This window comes from Nocardia fodinahabitans (assembly GCF_052983615.1).
Map to the genome: position 1 here is coordinate 5057251 of NZ_JBRJJC010000001.1, position 15933 is coordinate 5073183.

A 15933-nucleotide genomic window follows, 5' to 3' on the forward strand; every position below is an offset into this window, starting at 1 on the left:
CAGTGCGGCAGATCTACCGATTCGGTGTGTTCGATCGCATCGAACGGTAGTCGATGTCTATCGAGACGATCAAGCGCTGATCTGAAACCCGACGCTGGCCCAATGCCCGTGACAGATCACCTTGGCCCCACGAGGCAGTTCGGTTGACCTTGCTGTGTGCATCGCTCAGGGCCATGGGTAACTCCAGCGCCTCGGTGGGTCAATTTCTCGATTTCGTCCGCCAGGCCTGTAACGATGTCAGCCTGCTGGAGGGCCCGATGCTCGATAACCGCACAGTGCGCAGAGAGAGCGGCATGACTGTCCGGTACTGATGGCTCTTGCCAGCGGGATGGAGGGCGGTTAGGAATATCGGGTGGCTGATCAGCAGAGTGTTGCCCGGATCATCATGGCCGTCTCATCGGTTGTGGTCGCCGTGTGCGCGGTGGTAGTGACGGTGAAGGTGGCGGGCGCCGATCTCGACCCAGCCGAACCACCGCGGGTGCTGGACCAGGCGGCGCTGGAACAGTTGGTGGCAACCCGGTTGCAGGGCGTGGGGGACAAGCCAGTGGGCCGGGTGACCTGTCCCGGTTCCGTTCAGGTCGTCGTCGGTAACCAGTTCGATTGCGAGACATGGGATTACCTGCGTTCGGTTAAGGCGCATGTTGAGATCGTCAGCGATCAGGGCGAGATCAAGGTCACTAGGTCGTGACAGGAGCCCGGGATTCGAGTTGATCCAGCATCTGCTCGGTTTCGGCGTGTTCGAAAACGGTCGCTTACGAACACCGTCCGCAGGGAGCGCGGCGCCGTATCGGGGACACCGCGCCGCGTTAGTAGAACCTCTCGATCCGTCACCCGCCGTCACGCTCGCCGAGCAGAATGCCGAGATTGGGCATCGCGTCGTTGTTTCCGGCCTCTGAGGCTTTGCGGTATCAGGACTCGGCGCCGGCCAGATCACCACGCTGTTTGAGCGGCAAACCGAGATTGTTGCTACGACACCCTGGCCGTGAGCCGCGGACGTAGCGTGGGACGAGCTCGCCCGTTTCGCGGAGGTCGGGTTACGGAGTCACTCGACGGTCTCGATGAGTACCTTCAACTTGGGTTTGCTCGTCTCCGGTGTCTCCGGAGTTGCCAGTTGTTCCCACATCGAGTCGACCATGGGCTGGAGGAATAGGTGCCCTAGTTGGCGGATCATGAGGCCGACGACTTGGGTGGCTTCGGATCTCCGGGTGGAGGCGCTGCCTGCCTCGCGGAGCTTGGACACCTCGGTCCGGCTCAGCTCTGTGAGCCGCGCCAGGAGTCGACTGTGGGCGCCGGCTGGATCGAGGAGAACTCGACGCAGGTAGTTCACGACTGGCGGATGGTCCTCGAGCATCCGCCGAACCGCCTCGTCGCGCGCGGCGGCTACTTCTGCGGGCGAGCCGTCGCCGGGCGCATCTGCGATGGCTTGCGCGTGATAGTCCACGACCAGTTGCTCGACAGCGTTGCGCAGTCCGTCCTTGGTTTTGAAGTGATGCTGAACCAGTCCGACCGTGACGCCCGCCGCGGCCGCGACGGCGCGCATCGAAACGCGGTCTTCGCCCTGTTCGGCGTAGAGATCGAGGGCAGCATTCCGGATCTTCGCTTTTGCCGTGAGGTCGTTGACGCCGGCGCGGGGGTCGGTCACGGTTGTCCACCTGTCATGAGCATGGATGATACAGATCACCCCATTCCCTTTACATCTGCATTTGAAGCTGTACAGTTGTATTGCAGTGAAGGGAGTGTTCGTTGTCACAAGATTTGCCACTGGCCGGCGTGCGTGTTGTCTCGCTCGCCATCAACCTGCCCGGTCCGCTCGCGGTCGCGCGGCTGTGCGCGCTGGGGGCGCAGGTGATCAAGGTGGAGCCGCCGACCGGAGATCCGCTGGCCTCCGCGGCGCCGCGCTGGTACGCAGACCTCGTCTCCGGGCAAACGGTCGTCCGATGGGACCTCAAGGTTCCAGATCAGCGGGCCTTGTTCGACCGTGAGCTCGCGCAGTCGGATCTTCTCGTCACCGCGATGCGACCATCCGCGACGAAACGTCTCGGATTGCACGACATCGGGCGGCGTTTTCCGGAGCTCTCGATCGTCGAGATCGTCGGCCATGACGGAGAACTCGCCGAAGCCCCAGGTCATGACCTGACCTATCAGGCCGCCCACGGCACGCTGACTCCGCCGACGATGCCGACCGTGCCGGTGGCCGACCTGCTCGGCGCGGAACGGGCGATCGCCGCGGCATTGCTGTCGCTGATGAACCGTCAGCGCACGGGCAGGGGAGAGTCTCGGCGCATCGTCCTCGAGGATGCGGCGGCCGATGCCGGTGCGGCTGTGCGGCACCGGCTGATGGGTCACGACGCACCGCTCGGCGGCGCCGATCCCGCGTACGGCATCTACTCGACGGCGGACGGCCACGTGGCCGTCGCGGCGATCGAGCCACATTTTCGTGCTCGGCTCACCGCCGCTGTCGGTGCCACGACCCGCGAGGAACTCGAGCAGGTGTTCCGCGCCCGCCCGACCGCTCATTGGGTGAGCCTCGCTACCCGAAAAGACATACCGATCAACGAAATTCGTCGTACACACGCAGGAGTAGCCGGATGAGCGTCAGAGAAGCAGTGATCGTCGGTGCCGTGCGGACCCCGGTCGGCCGCCGCGGCGGCGCCCTCAGCCGGTGGCATCCGGTGGATCTGCTCGGCGCCACCCTCGCCGAACTGGTCCAGCGGGCGGCCATCGACCCGGCTCTCATCGAAGACGTGATCGCCGGGTGCGTGTTGCAGCAGGAACAGCAGAGCGGAAACCTGGGCAGGCACGCGGTCCTGGCCGCCGGGTTCCCGGAGTCGGTACCCGCGGTGACGATCGACCGGCAGTGCGGATCGGGGCAGCAGGCGGTCAGTTTCGCCGCGCAGGCCGTCATGGCCGGTTCCCACGACCTCGTCGTGGCCTGCGGTGTGGAGTCGATGTCGCAGGTGCCGATGCCCCCGGCGATGGTGCCCGGCGCTCCGCTCGGCCCCCAGTACAGTCCACGTGAGCTCGCCCGGTACGACGGTGGGCTGATGGCGCAGGGCGCCTCGTCCGAACTGTTGAACGAGAAGTTCGACCTCGGCCGAGACACCCTGGACGCCTTCAGTATTCGCAGCCACCAGCGGGCCCTCGCGGCAACCCGCGCGGGCCGGTTCGCTGATCAGCTGGTACCGATCCGTCGCGATCCGGCCGATCCGTCATCCCCGCTGGTCACCGCTGACGAAGGGATCCGCGAACACGTCGACCCCGCGAAGATCGCCTCGCTGACTTCGGTATTCGCGGAGAACGGCCGAACGACGGCCGCCAATTCCTCACAGCTCAGCGACGGCGCCGCCGCGCTGCTGATCGCCGACCGTGCGTTCGCCGAGCGGCACGGACTCACCCCACGGGCCCGGTTCCGAGCTCTGTCGGTCGCCGCGGCGGATCCGGTCATCCAGTTCACCGCCATCTGCGACGCCACCCACAAGGCGCTGACGCGCGCGGGGCTCGAGGTCGACGACATCGACCTGTTCGAGGTCAACGAGGCCTTCGCCGGGGTGCCGCTGATGTTCCAGAGCGAGTTCGGCGTGCCCGACGACAAGTTCAACGTCAACGGCGGCTCGATCGCGCTCGGCCATCCGCTCGGCTCCACCGGTGCGCGAATGCTCACCGATCTGCTCTGCGAACTCGAGCGCAGTGGCGCGAACATCGGCCTGCAGACGATCTGTGAGGCGACAGGCACCGCCAACACCACCATCATCGAACGAATCCGAGAGGGCGCGAAATGACCGCCGAGATCGTCCGGGGCTTGCCCTCGACCCATGGTGACAGCTACCAACTCAACACAACGACCCTGATCCGCCATTCGGCACGCACCTACCCGGAGCAGGAGATCGTCTTCCGCACCCCGGACGGCGGCTGGGACCGCTACACCTACGGCGAGGCGTTCACCCGGATCGAGCGCGCCGCGAACGTGCTCGGCTCGCTCGGTGTCAGCGCCGGCGACGTGGTGGGAATCCTGGACTGGAACAGTAAGCGGCACTTCGAGCTGTACTGGGCGATCCCGGGCACCGGCGCGGTGATGCTGCAGATGAACCTTCGGCTGGCGCCGGAAGACCTCGGATACGTCGCCGCCCACAGTGGTGCGTCGGTCGTGCTCGTCGACGAGACGCTGCTGCCGGTCGCCGAGGCGTTGGCGACCACGGCGACTGGGGTGCGCGAGTGGGTCGTCATGACCGACAAACCGCTGTCGGAGATCGTCACGTCGTTGCCGAACGTTCGCCATTTCGAGGAGTTGATGGAACAGGCGGCCGACTCCTACGACTGGCCGGTCATCGACGAGCATTCCGCGTACAGCGCCTGCTACACCACCGGAACCACCGGGCGGCCGAAGGGCGTCTACTACTCCCACCGCGGCATCTATCTGCACACCATGGCACAGGCCGCGAATCTGCGGATGGGCGGCGACGACACCGCCATGCTCATCACGCCGATGTTCCACGGGCAGAGCTGGGGTCTGCCGCAGTCCGCGGTCTACAGCGCCGCCAAGATCGTGCTCCCCGGCCGCTACCAGGCAGAGGACACCTCGGTGCTGGTCGAGGCGATGATCGCCGAGGAGGTCACCGTCGCCAACGGTGCGCCCGCGATCTTCCAGCCGATGCTCGACTACATCAAGACCCTCGACGTCACGCCGGACTTCAGCCGCGCCCGGTTGCTCTCGGGCGCAACCGAACCCGCGCTCTCGCTGATGCGCGAGTTCTACGACATCGCCGGAGCCGACATCATCCACGCCTATGGCGCTACCGAGACCACGCCCGTCGTCGCGGTGAACATGGGTCTCAAACGTTCACTGCAGGGCACGATCTCCGACGACGAGAAGTGGAACCTCAAGCGATGCCAGGGTCTGCCGGTCAACGGCGTCGACATCCGCATCGTCGACGCCGACGGCAACGACCTGCCGCACGACGGCACCAGCCAAGGCGAGATCCTGCTGCGCGGACCGTGGATCACCGAGCGCTACCACCGTCTCGACGATGATGCCGACCGGTTCCTCGACGGCTACTGGCGTAGCGGAGACGTCGGCACGATCTACCCCAACGGTTACCTCAAGCTCACCGACCGCCTCAAAGACGTCATCAAGAGCGGCGGCGAGTGGATCTCGTCGATCGACATGGAGAACGCGATCGTCGGACACCCCAAGGTCTCCGAGGCCGCCGTGATCGGCGTCGATCACCCGAAGTGGCAGGAACGTCCCGTCGCGCTCGTCGTCACCGTCGACGGTGACGAGCTTCCGATCGAGGAGATCCACGGTTTGCTCGCGGGCCAGTTCGCCAAGTGGCAGCTACCCGACATCGTCCTGTACGTCGACCACCTGCCCCGCACCAGCGTCGGCAAGCTCGACAAGAAGGTACTGCGCGCGCGCCACGCCGACATCTACACGGAGACACGATGAACACCACAGTCCTGCAGAGCACGCGACAGGGCGCGGTAGCGGTCCTCGAACTGTGCAGGCCCGCCGCGAAGAACAGCCTCGACGAGGAACTCCTCACGGCACTGAACACCGAACTCGCCCGCCTGCGCGTCGACGACACCGTGCGCGCCGTCGTGCTCACCGGCGCCGGCGGGGTGTTCTGCGCCGGCGCCGATATCACCGCTTTCGACACCCTGCGCGCCCAACCGTTGCTCGGTGACCGGCCTGCCCTGGGTGGCACCCTCTGGGCCGACCTGGGCACCTACCCCAAACCGGTCATCGCGGCCGTGGAGGGCCTCGCGCTCGGCGGCGGGTGCGAACTGGCGCTGGCCTGCGACATCGTCATCTCCGGCGAATCCGCGAAGTTCGGCGTGCCCGAAGTCAAACTCGGTGTCATCCCCGGGGGTGGCGGCACACAACGACTCGTCCACGCCGTCGGCAAGTCCAAAGCCATGGCGATGCTGCTGACAGGTGACCTCGTCTCGGCCCGGAAGGCCTGCGACGCCGGCATCGTCGCCGACGTCGTCGCGGACGGCGAAGCACTCGCCCACGCACTGAAGATGGCCGAACGTATCGCGAGGAACTCACCGCTGGCCGTCGCGCTCGCCAAAGACGCTGCGGTGCGCACTTTCGAGACGTCACTGTCGCAAGGACTCGAACACGAGAAGCGCAACTTCGACATCGCCCTCCGCTCCGCGGACAGCCACGAAGGCCAAGCCGCGTTCCTCGGCAAACGCGCGCCCGAATTCACCGGAAAGTAGACCCGTCATGAGCGAACTGTTCCCCGACTACCGATCCCCGTGGGAGACCGACGATCAGGCGGTGCTGCGCAAGCACGCCGCCGAGTTCTTCCGCAAGGAAGCCACCCCCAACCAGGAACGATGGGCCCGCCAGCACCAGGTGGACCGCGAATTCTGGACCAGAACTGGAGCCGCCGGACTGCTCTGCCTCGGTCTGCCCGAGGAATACGGCGGCGGCGGAGGCAATTTCGGCCACGAAGCGGTCGTCCAGCAGGAACTCGCCCTCGCCCACGACACCGCCTTCGGCTTCAATGTGCACTCGACGATCGTCGCGCACTACATCGCCGCCTACGCCACCGAAGAGCAGAAGAAGCGGTGGATCCCGAAGATGGCCGGCGGCGAGATGGTCATCGGTGTCGCCATGACCGAGCCGGGCACCGGTTCGGATCTGCAGGCGGTCCGCACCACCGCGATCCGCGACGGCGACCACTACGTCGTCAACGGCTCGAAGACCTTCATTTCCAACGCAACTCACTGCGACCTGCTTGTCATCGTCGCCAAGACCGACCCGTCGGCCGGCGCCAAAGGCATCTCACTGCTCGTCGCCGAAACCCGGGATCTCGAGGGATTCGAGCGAGGGCGAGTGCTCGACAAGATCGGCCAGCACGGTCAGGACACCCGCGAGCTGTCGTTCACCGACATGCGGGTACCTGCCGAGAACTTGCTCGGCGGGGTCGAAGGCCAGGGCTTCTACCAGCTGATGGAGCAACTCCCCCGAGAACGCTTGATCCTGGGCGTCTCGGGAATCGCGATGGCCGAAGCCGCAGTTGTCGAGACCATCAAGTACGCCAAAGAGCGTCAAGCGTTCGGTAAGCCCATCCTGGACTTCCAGAACACTCAGTTCGTCCTCGCCGAATGCAAGACCGAGGTGCTGGCGGGTAAGACGCTGATCGACCACTGCATCACCCAGTACATCGACGGCAAGCTCGATGCCGCGACCGCGTCGATGGCCAAACTGTGGGGCTCCGAGCGACAGGTCGAGATCATCGACCGCTGCCTGCAGATCTTCGGCGGCTACGGCTACATGATGGAGTACCCCATCGCACAGATGTATGCGGCGGCACGCGTGCAGAAGATCTACGGCGGCACCAACGAGATCATGAAGGTGCTGATCGGGCGGACGCTGTAACCGAGCGGCCACCGGTCCCACGGTCCCCGTGGTCACCGGGCGCACCACCGCGGTCCGGCGTGTCCCTCGTCAGCGCCACGGTCTTGCTCGGTGAGCGATTCCGCGCAACCGAAGCCGTGAGAGTACCGGGCTCGCATCCTGACGAATTCCGACCCACAGCTGGAGGCCGGCGCCAGCGCACTCGCCGCCCGGCTGCACCGCGAGCTGCAAATGACAGAGAGGCGCGGCCCGAGTCAACGCTTGGCGCCTCGAAATTGGTTCGGGGAGCGAGGACATGGCCCACAGATCGAAGTTTCGGTCCCTTCCGGGCTTCGAAGGTTTATCGCCGCTGCCTCGCGCGGGCGAAATCCACCACCAACCCTGAAGTCAGTCAGTCAATTGACGGAGAAACCATGGCAACACTCGGCGGACAACTGTCGATCAATGCGCGTCGACACCCGGACCGATGCGCGCTTGTGTTCGGCAAGACCGAACGCAGCTACCGCGAATTGAATGCGGACATCAATCGGTACGCCCACGCCCTGCTGTCTCTGGGTGTGACGAAGGGCGATCGTGTGGCAGTACTGTCGCCGAACTCCGACCGCTTCCTGCTCGCATTGTACGCGGCGTTGAAGGTCGGCGCGATCGCCGTCCCACTGAACCCGCGTGCGACAGCGCGTGAATTGCGATATCTGCTAGACGATTCCGGCGCGTGCATGCTGCTGTTCGGCGGTGACACCGACAGCGCCGTCCGGGGTTTGATCCAACTCGGTCCGGAGCCGACCGCCAGGATCTACTCGCTGGACGGAGCGGCCGGCTTTGACGACTTCACTCAGCTCACCGCGGAGATGCCGGATGGTGAGCCGTCAGTCGAGGTCGTCGAGCACGACGACTGCATGATCATCTACACCTCGGGCACCACAGGATCACCCAAGGGCGCATTGTTCGACCACCATCGAATGCTTTGGGTCGGACACTCGATGAGCGCACTGGGGCTAAACTCGTTCGACCGGCAGCTGCACGTAGCACCGATGTATCACTGCGCCGAACTCGTACTCATGGTGCTGGCCGGGTTCTCGATGGGCACTACGCATGTGGTGCTGCCGGCATTCGAGCCCAACGCAGTGCTCGACGCACTCGAACACCACCGCGTCACCGTGTTCCTGGGTGTGCCGACGATGTATCAGATGCTGTTGACGCTGCCCGATCTGCCGGACCGGGATTTGTCGGCGTGGCGGCTCGGGTTCTTCGGAGCCGCACCGATGCCGCCGAGCGCGGTCGAGAAGCTCGTTGCGACCCTGCCGGACGTGGGCTTCTTTCAGCTGTGCGGCCAGACCGAAGGCGGCCCCACCGGCATCTACTCGACACCCGATGATGTGAAGGCACGTCCCGACGCCACGGGGCGGTGGGCAATCACCAACGCCGAGGTGCGGCTCGTCGACCTCGACGGCAACGACGTCGCCGTCGGCGAAACCGGCGAGATGATCGTGCGCGGTGAGACCATCATGAAGGGATACTGGAACAACCGGGACGCTACGGCCGAGACGCTGCGCGGTGGCTGGCTGCACAGCGGGGATATGGCAGTCCGGGACGCGGACGGATACATCACCATCGTCGACCGCCTCAAGGACATGATCATCACCGGAGGCCGCAACGTCTATTCCGTCGAGGTCGAGAACGCGCTCGCAGCGCATCCGGACGTGCAGGACGTCGCGATCGTCAGCCGCCTCGACGACACGTTCGGCGAGACTATCGTCGCCGTCGTGTCACCGGTCGAAGGACGAGAGGTGACGCTGCACGATCTCCGCGTGTTCGCGGCCGAGTATGTCTCCGACTACAAGCTGCCGCGTGACCTCGTACTCCGGTCGATCCCTCGCAACCCATCGGGGAAGATCCTCAAACACGTTCTCCGGGCGGAGGTGCGTGCGCAGTGACCGACTACTTCGACACCGTCCAGTCCGGTGTGGTGTATGGGGAAGACATCGAGGTGGGTCGCCAGTACCGGCTGGGTACGTACACGATTTCCGAGCGCGCTCTGGTCGACTTCGCCGCGTTGTGGGATCCCCAGGGCTTCCACGTCGACAAGGACGTAGCTGAGGCCGGGGCATATGAGGGGCTCATTGCCAGTGGCCTGCACACCCTCGCGGTGTATCAGCGGCTCGCGGTCCTGGACGTGTTCTCCGGCTGGAGCGTGATCGCCGGACGACGACTGCGCGAGGTCCGGTTTCTGCGGCCCGTCCGGCCGGGGGACACGCTCACCGGCACCGTGGTTGTCCAGGATGTCACCTTCGACGACCGGGATCGGGCCCTCGTCACTACCGCGGCCGAGCTGACCGATGGCCAAGCCCGGCCGGTGTTGAGCGTGGACGTCGAGGCCTATGTCCGTGCCCGACCACCGCACATCTTGTGAATACGACTCTGTCCGGAGGCCTCATGCCCGACGCATACATCATCGACGCTGTGCGCACGCCCGTCGGCCGACGCGGGGGAGGGTTCGCCGAAACCCATCCGATCGATCTTGCCGCGCACGTCATCGCCACTCTTGTGGGGCGCAACGACATCGACCCGACCGGAATCGACGACGTCATCTTCGGCTGCCTCGACAACATCGGTGCACAGGCCGGCGACATCGCCCGCACCGCAGCTCTCGCCGCCGGACTACCCGAATCGGTCCCCGGTGTCACCCTTGACCGTCAGTGTGGATCGTCGCAACAAGCGGTACATTTCGCCGCACAAGCTGTGATGAGCGGGACGGCCGACTTGATCGTCGCGGGCGGGGTACAGAAGATGAGCCAGTTCCCGCTGCTGTCGGCGATCACCGCGGGCGAGCCCTACGGCTCACCGGATCTGTACTCCGGATCGCGAACGTGGCGGGCCCGATTCGGCGATCAACAGATCTCCCAGTTCCGGGGCGCCGAGATGATCGCCGAGCAATGGGGTCTCGAGCGATCCGCAATGGAGGAGTTTGCGCTCGAAAGCCATCGCCGCGCGCTGCATGCCATCGATGCGGGCCGGTTCGCTGCCGAGATCGCCCCCTTCGCAGGTGTGACCTCGGACGAAGGTCCACGCGCGGACACCTCTGCGGAGAAGATGTCGGCGCTCCGCACTCTCTCCCCGGGAGGACGCCTGACCGCCGCTGTGTCGAGCCAGATCTCCGACGCATCGTCGGCGGTGCTCATCGCATCCCACGATGCCGTGAACCGGTTCGGCCTTACCCCCCGTGCCCGCATCCACCACCTGACCGTTCTCGGCGCTGACCCCGTTCTCATGCTCACCGCCCCGATTCCCGCGACCCAGCGGGCATTGCAGCGGACCGGCCTGACCATCGATGACATCGATGTCGTCGAGATCAACGAAGCGTTCGCTCCGGTGGTCATGGCTTGGCTGAACGAACTCGACGCCGATCCAGAACGGGTGAATCCGAACGGCGGCGCGATCGCGCTCGGACACCCGATCGGTGCGACCGGCACTCGACTCATGACGACGCTGCTCCACGAACTCGAACGCACTGGCGGCCGTTATGGGCTGCAGACGATGTGTGAGGGCGGCGGCCAAGCCAACGTCACGATCATCGAACGACTTTCTTAACCTTCCTCTCACCCAGAAAGCAGTCAACGACATGGACATTGCAGGAAACACAGCCCTCGTCACCGGCGCCGCCTCCGGGCTCGGTCTGGCCACTGTGACCGCGCTTGCCAAAGCTGGTGCGCGCGTCGTCGCACTCGACCTATCCACCGCGAATACCGAGGCACTCGACGCGCTGGGCGACGCCGTGCAATTCGCTCCTGCCGACGTCACCGACGAAGATGCCGTCCTCTCGGCTGTTGCCCTCGCCAATGCCGACAACACCCTGCGCGTGACCGTGAACTGTGCAGGCATCGGCAATGCCGTCAAGACCGTTGGCAAAACTGGGCCGTTCCCCCTCGCTGCGTTCAAGAAGGTCATCGAGGTCAACCTCGTCGGCACCTTCAACGTCATTCGCCTTGCTGCGCATGCGATGTCGACGAACGAGCCCGTCGATGGCGAGCGCGGTGTAATCATCAACACTGCATCCGTCGCGGCATTCGAGGGACAGATCGGACAGGCCGCGTATTCGGCATCCAAGGGCGGCATCGTCGGTGCCACACTCCCTATCGCCCGTGACCTCGCGTCACTTCAAATCCGGGTGAACACCATCGCCCCAGGTCTGTTCAAGACTCCGCTGCTCGGCACCCTCCCCGGTCATGTGCAGGAAGCGCTCGGCGCCCAGGTGCCGCACCCATCCCGTCTCGGTAACCCCGCCGAGTACGCCCTTCTGGTGGAATCCATCATCAGCAACCCCATGCTCAACGGTGAGACCATTCGTCTCGACGGGGCGATCCGCATGGCGCCACGCTGACCCCGACACTCCAGGTCACCACCGCGGTCGTCTCGACGTCCGCGGTGGACTGGTTGACAATCACCATGTGATCCTCGGCCCTGAGCAAAAGCGGCCTCGACACACCCGAGACGGCGCCGGTCGCCGTTTACAGACCGTCTTGGGATCACGTTCAAAAGGGGCAGATCGAATGACTGATACGGGTGCCGAAATAGTCGAGATCGACGGCCACTCGACGGCGACGCGTGCTGCACAATGGGAACAAGCCATATCCAATATCGGGATCGCTCTCGAGGCATCGGTACCGGCCCGCCCTCGCGTCGCATCGGAGCACTTGCACCGGCACACGCCGCTTGACGAGATCCTTCTTGTCGACTTCCACTGCGGACCCCTCACGCTTTCGCGGACCAGGCGGTCGATTGCGCGTGCAGCCACCGATCTCGTAGCGGTTGCGGCGATCCGGGGCGGCGTGGAGCAAATGTCGCAGGGCGATGCCGGAATCGCGCTCAGGCCCGGTGACTTGGCGGTGTGGGACACTCGCCGACCAGTCCGGTTCGACTTCGACGACAACGTCAGCAAGCGGGTACTGCTCATTCCTGAGGCGACCTTCAAAGACCTCGGTGTGTCGTTAGGGCCGCTGGGCGTCGTTGCGCGCCAGAGTGGGCCTGCCACCCGACTGCTGTCACACTTCATCGACGCGCTGACCGAGTCCGTCGCCGACCTGTCGGGCACGGCTCTGGCTTCCGCCCGGAACGCCACCCTCGAGCTTTTGTCCGGCGCACTACGTCCGGATGTCGGCGCCTCTGCCTGCAGTTCCGTGGCTGCGCTTCGCGCGACGATTGAGCAATGGATCGAGCGCAATCTGTTCGACGAGATCACCCCGGCTTCAGTCGCCGCGGCACACGCAGTCTCGGTGCGAACGGTGCACCGGGCCTTCGCTGAGTCTGGTGAATCCCTTGGCGCGATGGTTCGCCGACGCCGGATCGTGCGGGCGCGGGCGGAGTTGTGCCGCACCGACATCCCGGTTGCTTCGATCGCGTCCAGGTTCGGCTTCGCAGATGCGAGCCACTTCAGTCGCGCATTCAAAGATATGTACGGGATGCCGCCAGCGACCTACAGACAGCGCAGCGGTAACGCAGTCCGACGCGGTGAGATCGCCTTTCGACATCCACGCAAGGGTGCAGCCGAATGAGATGAGACCCGGGTGTGATGTCGAGCGCCCGTCCTTGGGATTCATGAACAAGCGCTCGTCGCCGTAGTCGTTCGCCACTCTCTCCGATCGAGACTCATTGCTGCGGCCGGCTCTTCGACAGCTGGCATCGAGATCGCGTCCAATCGATCCGAGTCGCATTTGATTTGGGCACTCGTGAAAGAGGTCGTGCGCGAGAGGTACGTGATCGAGTAGTCGTGGCGAGGTGCGCCCGTAGCCTTGTTGAGGGACGTACAACGCACCTCGCGCCCTATCACGCGATCTGTGTATCGGATCTGCTCCCGTCGGCTCCGTCGCCGCGATTCCGACAGTGCGCCTTGGACACTGCGGTTCACCCGCCTCATCACGCTGGTCCAAAACGCTCCACATATGACGCATCACACTTAGGTACGCGACCGTCTTCGCCGAAGACCTGGCCGAACCGCTGATCCTGACGTGACAGCTGTCGCGCATCGGGATGCCGTGGTCTCTGTTCGATAACAGGACAGCGACCGCAGCGCGTCCATGGCGCACCGACTCGAGTCGCGACGGCGTCGATCGGCCGCGTCATGCGACGCCGCGCAGCGGCCGTCGAACTTGACCGTCAACTGTCCCGGACAGTTTGCGTCCGGACGGCCGGTGCCGGGGGATCGGTCTGGCCAGGTCGGCGATGGTGGCGGGGCTCTGGCGCAGTCGGAAGAGCTCGGTGTTTGTGCTGGTGACCATGGCGCGCCACCGCTGTCCAATCGCCCGCTCGTCTCGGAGTTCCTGGCGCAGTCGCCGCATGCTCTCGTTCGAGCGCGCTGCACTGGTCGATGGTGTCGCGTAAAACGTCCTGGGGTGCGGTATTTCGGGCCGCGGTCTCGCGAAACTGCTCGACGATGCACCGGTGGCGGTAGACCGCATGCCGGGACAGGCCGGACTCGATGACGAGTTTGCTGACGGTCAGTTTTCCCGAGGTCGAGATCAGTGGCGTGCGGGTCAGCAGCCGGGCGGCGGCCGCCGAGGTCGCCGCGGCCTCGATCGACCGATCGTGTTGTCCCATCGGATGTGTTCTCCGCAGGTCAGGGGGTATGTGGGTCGCCGAGATTGCTGACGCGCAACAGTTCGAGCGCCGCATCCAGCTGGGCCAGCGCACCCGAGCCGAGGACGGTGCCGATGCGCTGGTGCAGTTCATCGGTGACGGTGGCGCCCGCGGCCGCCAGCACCTGCTCGCCGGATGCTGTCAACGCGATGCGGTGTGACCGGCCGTCGCCGGGATCCGGTTTCCGCTCGACATGGCCGACGCTCTGCAGCCGATCGACGAGCTTGCTGGCGCCGCCCTCGGTGATGATCAACCGGTCCGCGATATCACGGACGCGGGCCGACCCGAGCTCCTCGACGACCCGCATCGGCTCGTACCACGACAGCGGGATGCCGTGCTCGGCCCGGAGACGCTCATCGAGTCGGGTCCACAGCAGTGTCTCGACGCGCACAAGACGGTCGAACGCTGTGGCTGGGTCGCTGGCTGCCACTGATATCCATCCCTCAGATTGATTCTTCCTCCACGGTATCAATCGAGATGTCGTAAAGATGCAGGAAAACAGCTTCAGGCAGAGCCCGAATATTCATTCCATGGAATGGACTATTCGACGACGGCGTCCTATCGGTCCATGGGCTAGCGCAGCGTCTCAGACGGAGACCCGCTCGGTTGACACCGACCTGTAGCGCACGCCACACTATCGGATACACAACTAGATGTGGATACACAAACGTATGTGAAAAGGGAAGGACTCAACCCATGCGGTGGTTGTCCCCGGCGGTGCCCCTCGTGGCCGCGGCGTCGATCCTCGGAGCCACGGCGGTCGCTGCGGCCGACGGGCCGCTCGCCGATCATCGGGCCTGCGTTCCGGCCGCGGCCCATCCTGATCCCGTGGTGCTGCTGCACGGGACCACCGACAGCACGCAGGCCTTGGCCGCGCTCGCCGCTCGGCTGACCGCGGCGGGACACTGCGTCTACGCGCTGGACTACGGCAAGGACCCGGCGACGGGCGGCCTGATCAACGGCTACGCGCCGATCGAGCGATCAGTCGGTGAGACAAGGGATTTCGTCACCTTGGTACTCGACCGGACCGGCGCGGCGCGCGTCGACCTGGTCGGGCATTCGCAGGGCGGGGTGATCGCACTGGCGCTGGCCAAGGAGCCGACGCTGGTGGACCGGATCGACACCGAGGTCCTGCTCGCTCCGGCGACCCACGGCACGACCCTCGATGGCGCGGTCGACCTGTCGAACGGCACGGGCGCGCGGCCTGCCGTGGACGGCATCCTGGCCGCCGGCGTCTGCCCGGTCTGCCGCGATCTGCAGGCGGGTTCGCCATTCATTCAGCGCCTCGCCACCCCGTCCGTGACGGTTCCGGGCATCCGGTACGCGGTGCTCGCTACCCGGGACGACCTCGTCGTCACCCCGGCCGGGCAGGCCTCGTTCATCGACGAACCGGCCGTGGCCAATGTCTTCCTGCAGGATCTCGCGCCGAACCGGTACGTGGAACATGCTCGGCTGCCCCAGGACTCGGTCGTCATCGACTGGGTCGCCGACACCCTGGCCGACGCGGCGGCGACGAACGACCGGCATGGCGCGGGCCCGGCGTGACCGAATCGCCGACAGGGCAGCGATCGCCGCCGCGGCGGCACGGCTGTTGACCGACACGGCCTCGGTCGTGCCCCTCGGCGACCGGACGATCGGTGATCTGATCGCCGAATCCGGGCTGCGCCGCGATGTCGTCTATCAGCACTCCGGCGCCGTCCGCCGATTTCAGCAGCAGGTGGCCGAGCAGGTGTCGACCGCCGACGCGACGCGGGCTGTCATCGAACGGCGGCGGTCCCTGCAAGTCGAGAACGACTGTCTGGCAGCCGAACTGGAGGACGAGCGGACCGTTCGGCACCGCCTGGAGACGATCATGTCGTCGTTCACCGAGGAGTTGGGGCAGTTGCGGCGGGCGCTGCTCGCCATCCAGGAACTCGCGCGCGGGTAGCCGTCGC

Annotated in this window: 16 protein-coding genes; 14 read left to right on the forward strand and 2 right to left on the reverse strand. The window is 65.4% G+C overall.

Translation table 11 applies throughout. The features are described from left to right. The first annotated feature begins 352 nt into the window (after positions 1 to 352). Together NV348_RS23510 and NV348_RS23515 are read left to right on the forward strand one after the other, a co-directional pair. Positions 353 to 688, forward strand: coding sequence for a DUF4333 domain-containing protein (locus NV348_RS23510; protein WP_098086703.1), 336 nt, complete (start codon positions 353 to 355; stop codon positions 686 to 688). Between the two features lie 19 nt (positions 689 to 707). Continuing rightward, positions 708 to 896, forward strand: coding sequence for a hypothetical protein (locus NV348_RS23515; protein ID WP_127516341.1), 189 nt, complete (start codon positions 708 to 710; stop codon positions 894 to 896). Between the two features lie 146 nt (positions 897 to 1042). On the opposite strand, the gene NV348_RS23520 is transcribed toward NV348_RS23515, so the two are convergent. Next, on the reverse strand, positions 1043 to 1642 hold the full coding sequence (locus NV348_RS23520) for a TetR/AcrR family transcriptional regulator (RefSeq protein WP_098087157.1): 600 nt from the start codon (positions 1640 to 1642) through the stop codon (positions 1043 to 1045). A 101-nt stretch (positions 1643 to 1743) separates the two neighbouring features. Here NV348_RS23520 and NV348_RS23525 point away from each other — a divergent pair, with 101 nt between their 5' ends. The 10 genes from NV348_RS23525 (at position 1744) to NV348_RS23570 (ending at position 12918) form a co-directional block, all read left to right on the forward strand. After that, positions 1744 to 2592 (forward strand): CoA transferase, encoded by an 849-nt coding sequence (locus NV348_RS23525; protein WP_098086704.1) that lies wholly within the window; start codon positions 1744 to 1746, stop codon positions 2590 to 2592. Continuing rightward, positions 2589 to 3779, forward strand: coding sequence for a thiolase family protein (locus NV348_RS23530; protein WP_098086705.1), 1191 nt, complete (start codon positions 2589 to 2591; stop codon positions 3777 to 3779). The genes NV348_RS23525 and NV348_RS23530 overlap by 4 nt, the downstream gene beginning before the upstream one ends. Further along, entirely contained in the window at positions 3776 to 5443 is a 1668-nt protein-coding gene (locus tag NV348_RS23535; protein ID WP_098086706.1) for a long-chain-fatty-acid--CoA ligase, read from the forward strand. The genes NV348_RS23530 and NV348_RS23535 overlap by 4 nt, the downstream gene beginning before the upstream one ends. Further along, on the forward strand, positions 5440 to 6222 hold the full coding sequence (locus NV348_RS23540; protein ID WP_098086707.1) for an enoyl-CoA hydratase/isomerase family protein: 783 nt from the start codon (positions 5440 to 5442) through the stop codon (positions 6220 to 6222). Before NV348_RS23535 ends, NV348_RS23540 begins: the two co-directional genes overlap by 4 nt. 7 nt (positions 6223 to 6229) lie before the next feature. Continuing rightward, positions 6230 to 7390 (forward strand): acyl-CoA dehydrogenase family protein, encoded by a 1161-nt coding sequence (locus NV348_RS23545; RefSeq protein WP_098086708.1) that lies wholly within the window; start codon positions 6230 to 6232, stop codon positions 7388 to 7390. 392 nt (positions 7391 to 7782) lie between these two features. Beyond that, a complete protein-coding gene (locus NV348_RS23550) occupies positions 7783 to 9303 on the forward strand; it encodes a class I adenylate-forming enzyme family protein (protein ID WP_098086709.1) in 1521 nt (506 codons plus the stop codon). Beyond that, complete coding sequence (locus NV348_RS23555) at positions 9300 to 9779, forward strand: MaoC/PaaZ C-terminal domain-containing protein (RefSeq protein ID WP_253805105.1); 480 nt, start codon at positions 9300 to 9302, stop codon at positions 9777 to 9779. The genes NV348_RS23550 and NV348_RS23555 overlap by 4 nt, the downstream gene beginning before the upstream one ends. A gap of 23 nt (positions 9780 to 9802) precedes the next feature. After that, complete coding sequence (locus NV348_RS23560) at positions 9803 to 10957, forward strand: acetyl-CoA C-acetyltransferase (protein ID WP_098086710.1); 1155 nt, start codon at positions 9803 to 9805, stop codon at positions 10955 to 10957. Between the two features lie 31 nt (positions 10958 to 10988). Further along, positions 10989 to 11747 (forward strand): 3-hydroxyacyl-CoA dehydrogenase, encoded by a 759-nt coding sequence (locus NV348_RS23565; RefSeq protein WP_098086711.1) that lies wholly within the window; start codon positions 10989 to 10991, stop codon positions 11745 to 11747. 169 nt (positions 11748 to 11916) lie between these two features. Continuing rightward, complete coding sequence (locus tag NV348_RS23570) at positions 11917 to 12918, forward strand: helix-turn-helix domain-containing protein (RefSeq protein WP_098086712.1); 1002 nt, start codon at positions 11917 to 11919, stop codon at positions 12916 to 12918. Positions 12919 to 13979: 1061 nt separating this feature from the next. Here the strand turns inward: NV348_RS23570 and NV348_RS23575 are convergent. Then, entirely contained in the window at positions 13980 to 14429 is a 450-nt protein-coding gene (locus tag NV348_RS23575) for a MarR family winged helix-turn-helix transcriptional regulator (RefSeq protein WP_447148846.1), read from the reverse strand. Positions 14430 to 14695: 266 nt separating this feature from the next. Here NV348_RS23575 and NV348_RS23580 point away from each other — a divergent pair, with 266 nt between their 5' ends. Together NV348_RS23580 and NV348_RS23585 are read left to right on the forward strand one after the other, a co-directional pair. Continuing rightward, on the forward strand, positions 14696 to 15544 hold the full coding sequence (locus NV348_RS23580) for an esterase/lipase family protein (protein WP_098086713.1): 849 nt from the start codon (positions 14696 to 14698) through the stop codon (positions 15542 to 15544). Beyond that, positions 15525 to 15926 (forward strand): hypothetical protein, encoded by a 402-nt coding sequence (locus tag NV348_RS23585; RefSeq protein ID WP_098086714.1) that lies wholly within the window; start codon positions 15525 to 15527, stop codon positions 15924 to 15926. The genes NV348_RS23580 and NV348_RS23585 overlap by 20 nt, the downstream gene beginning before the upstream one ends. Positions 15927 to 15933: the final 7 nt, after the last annotated feature.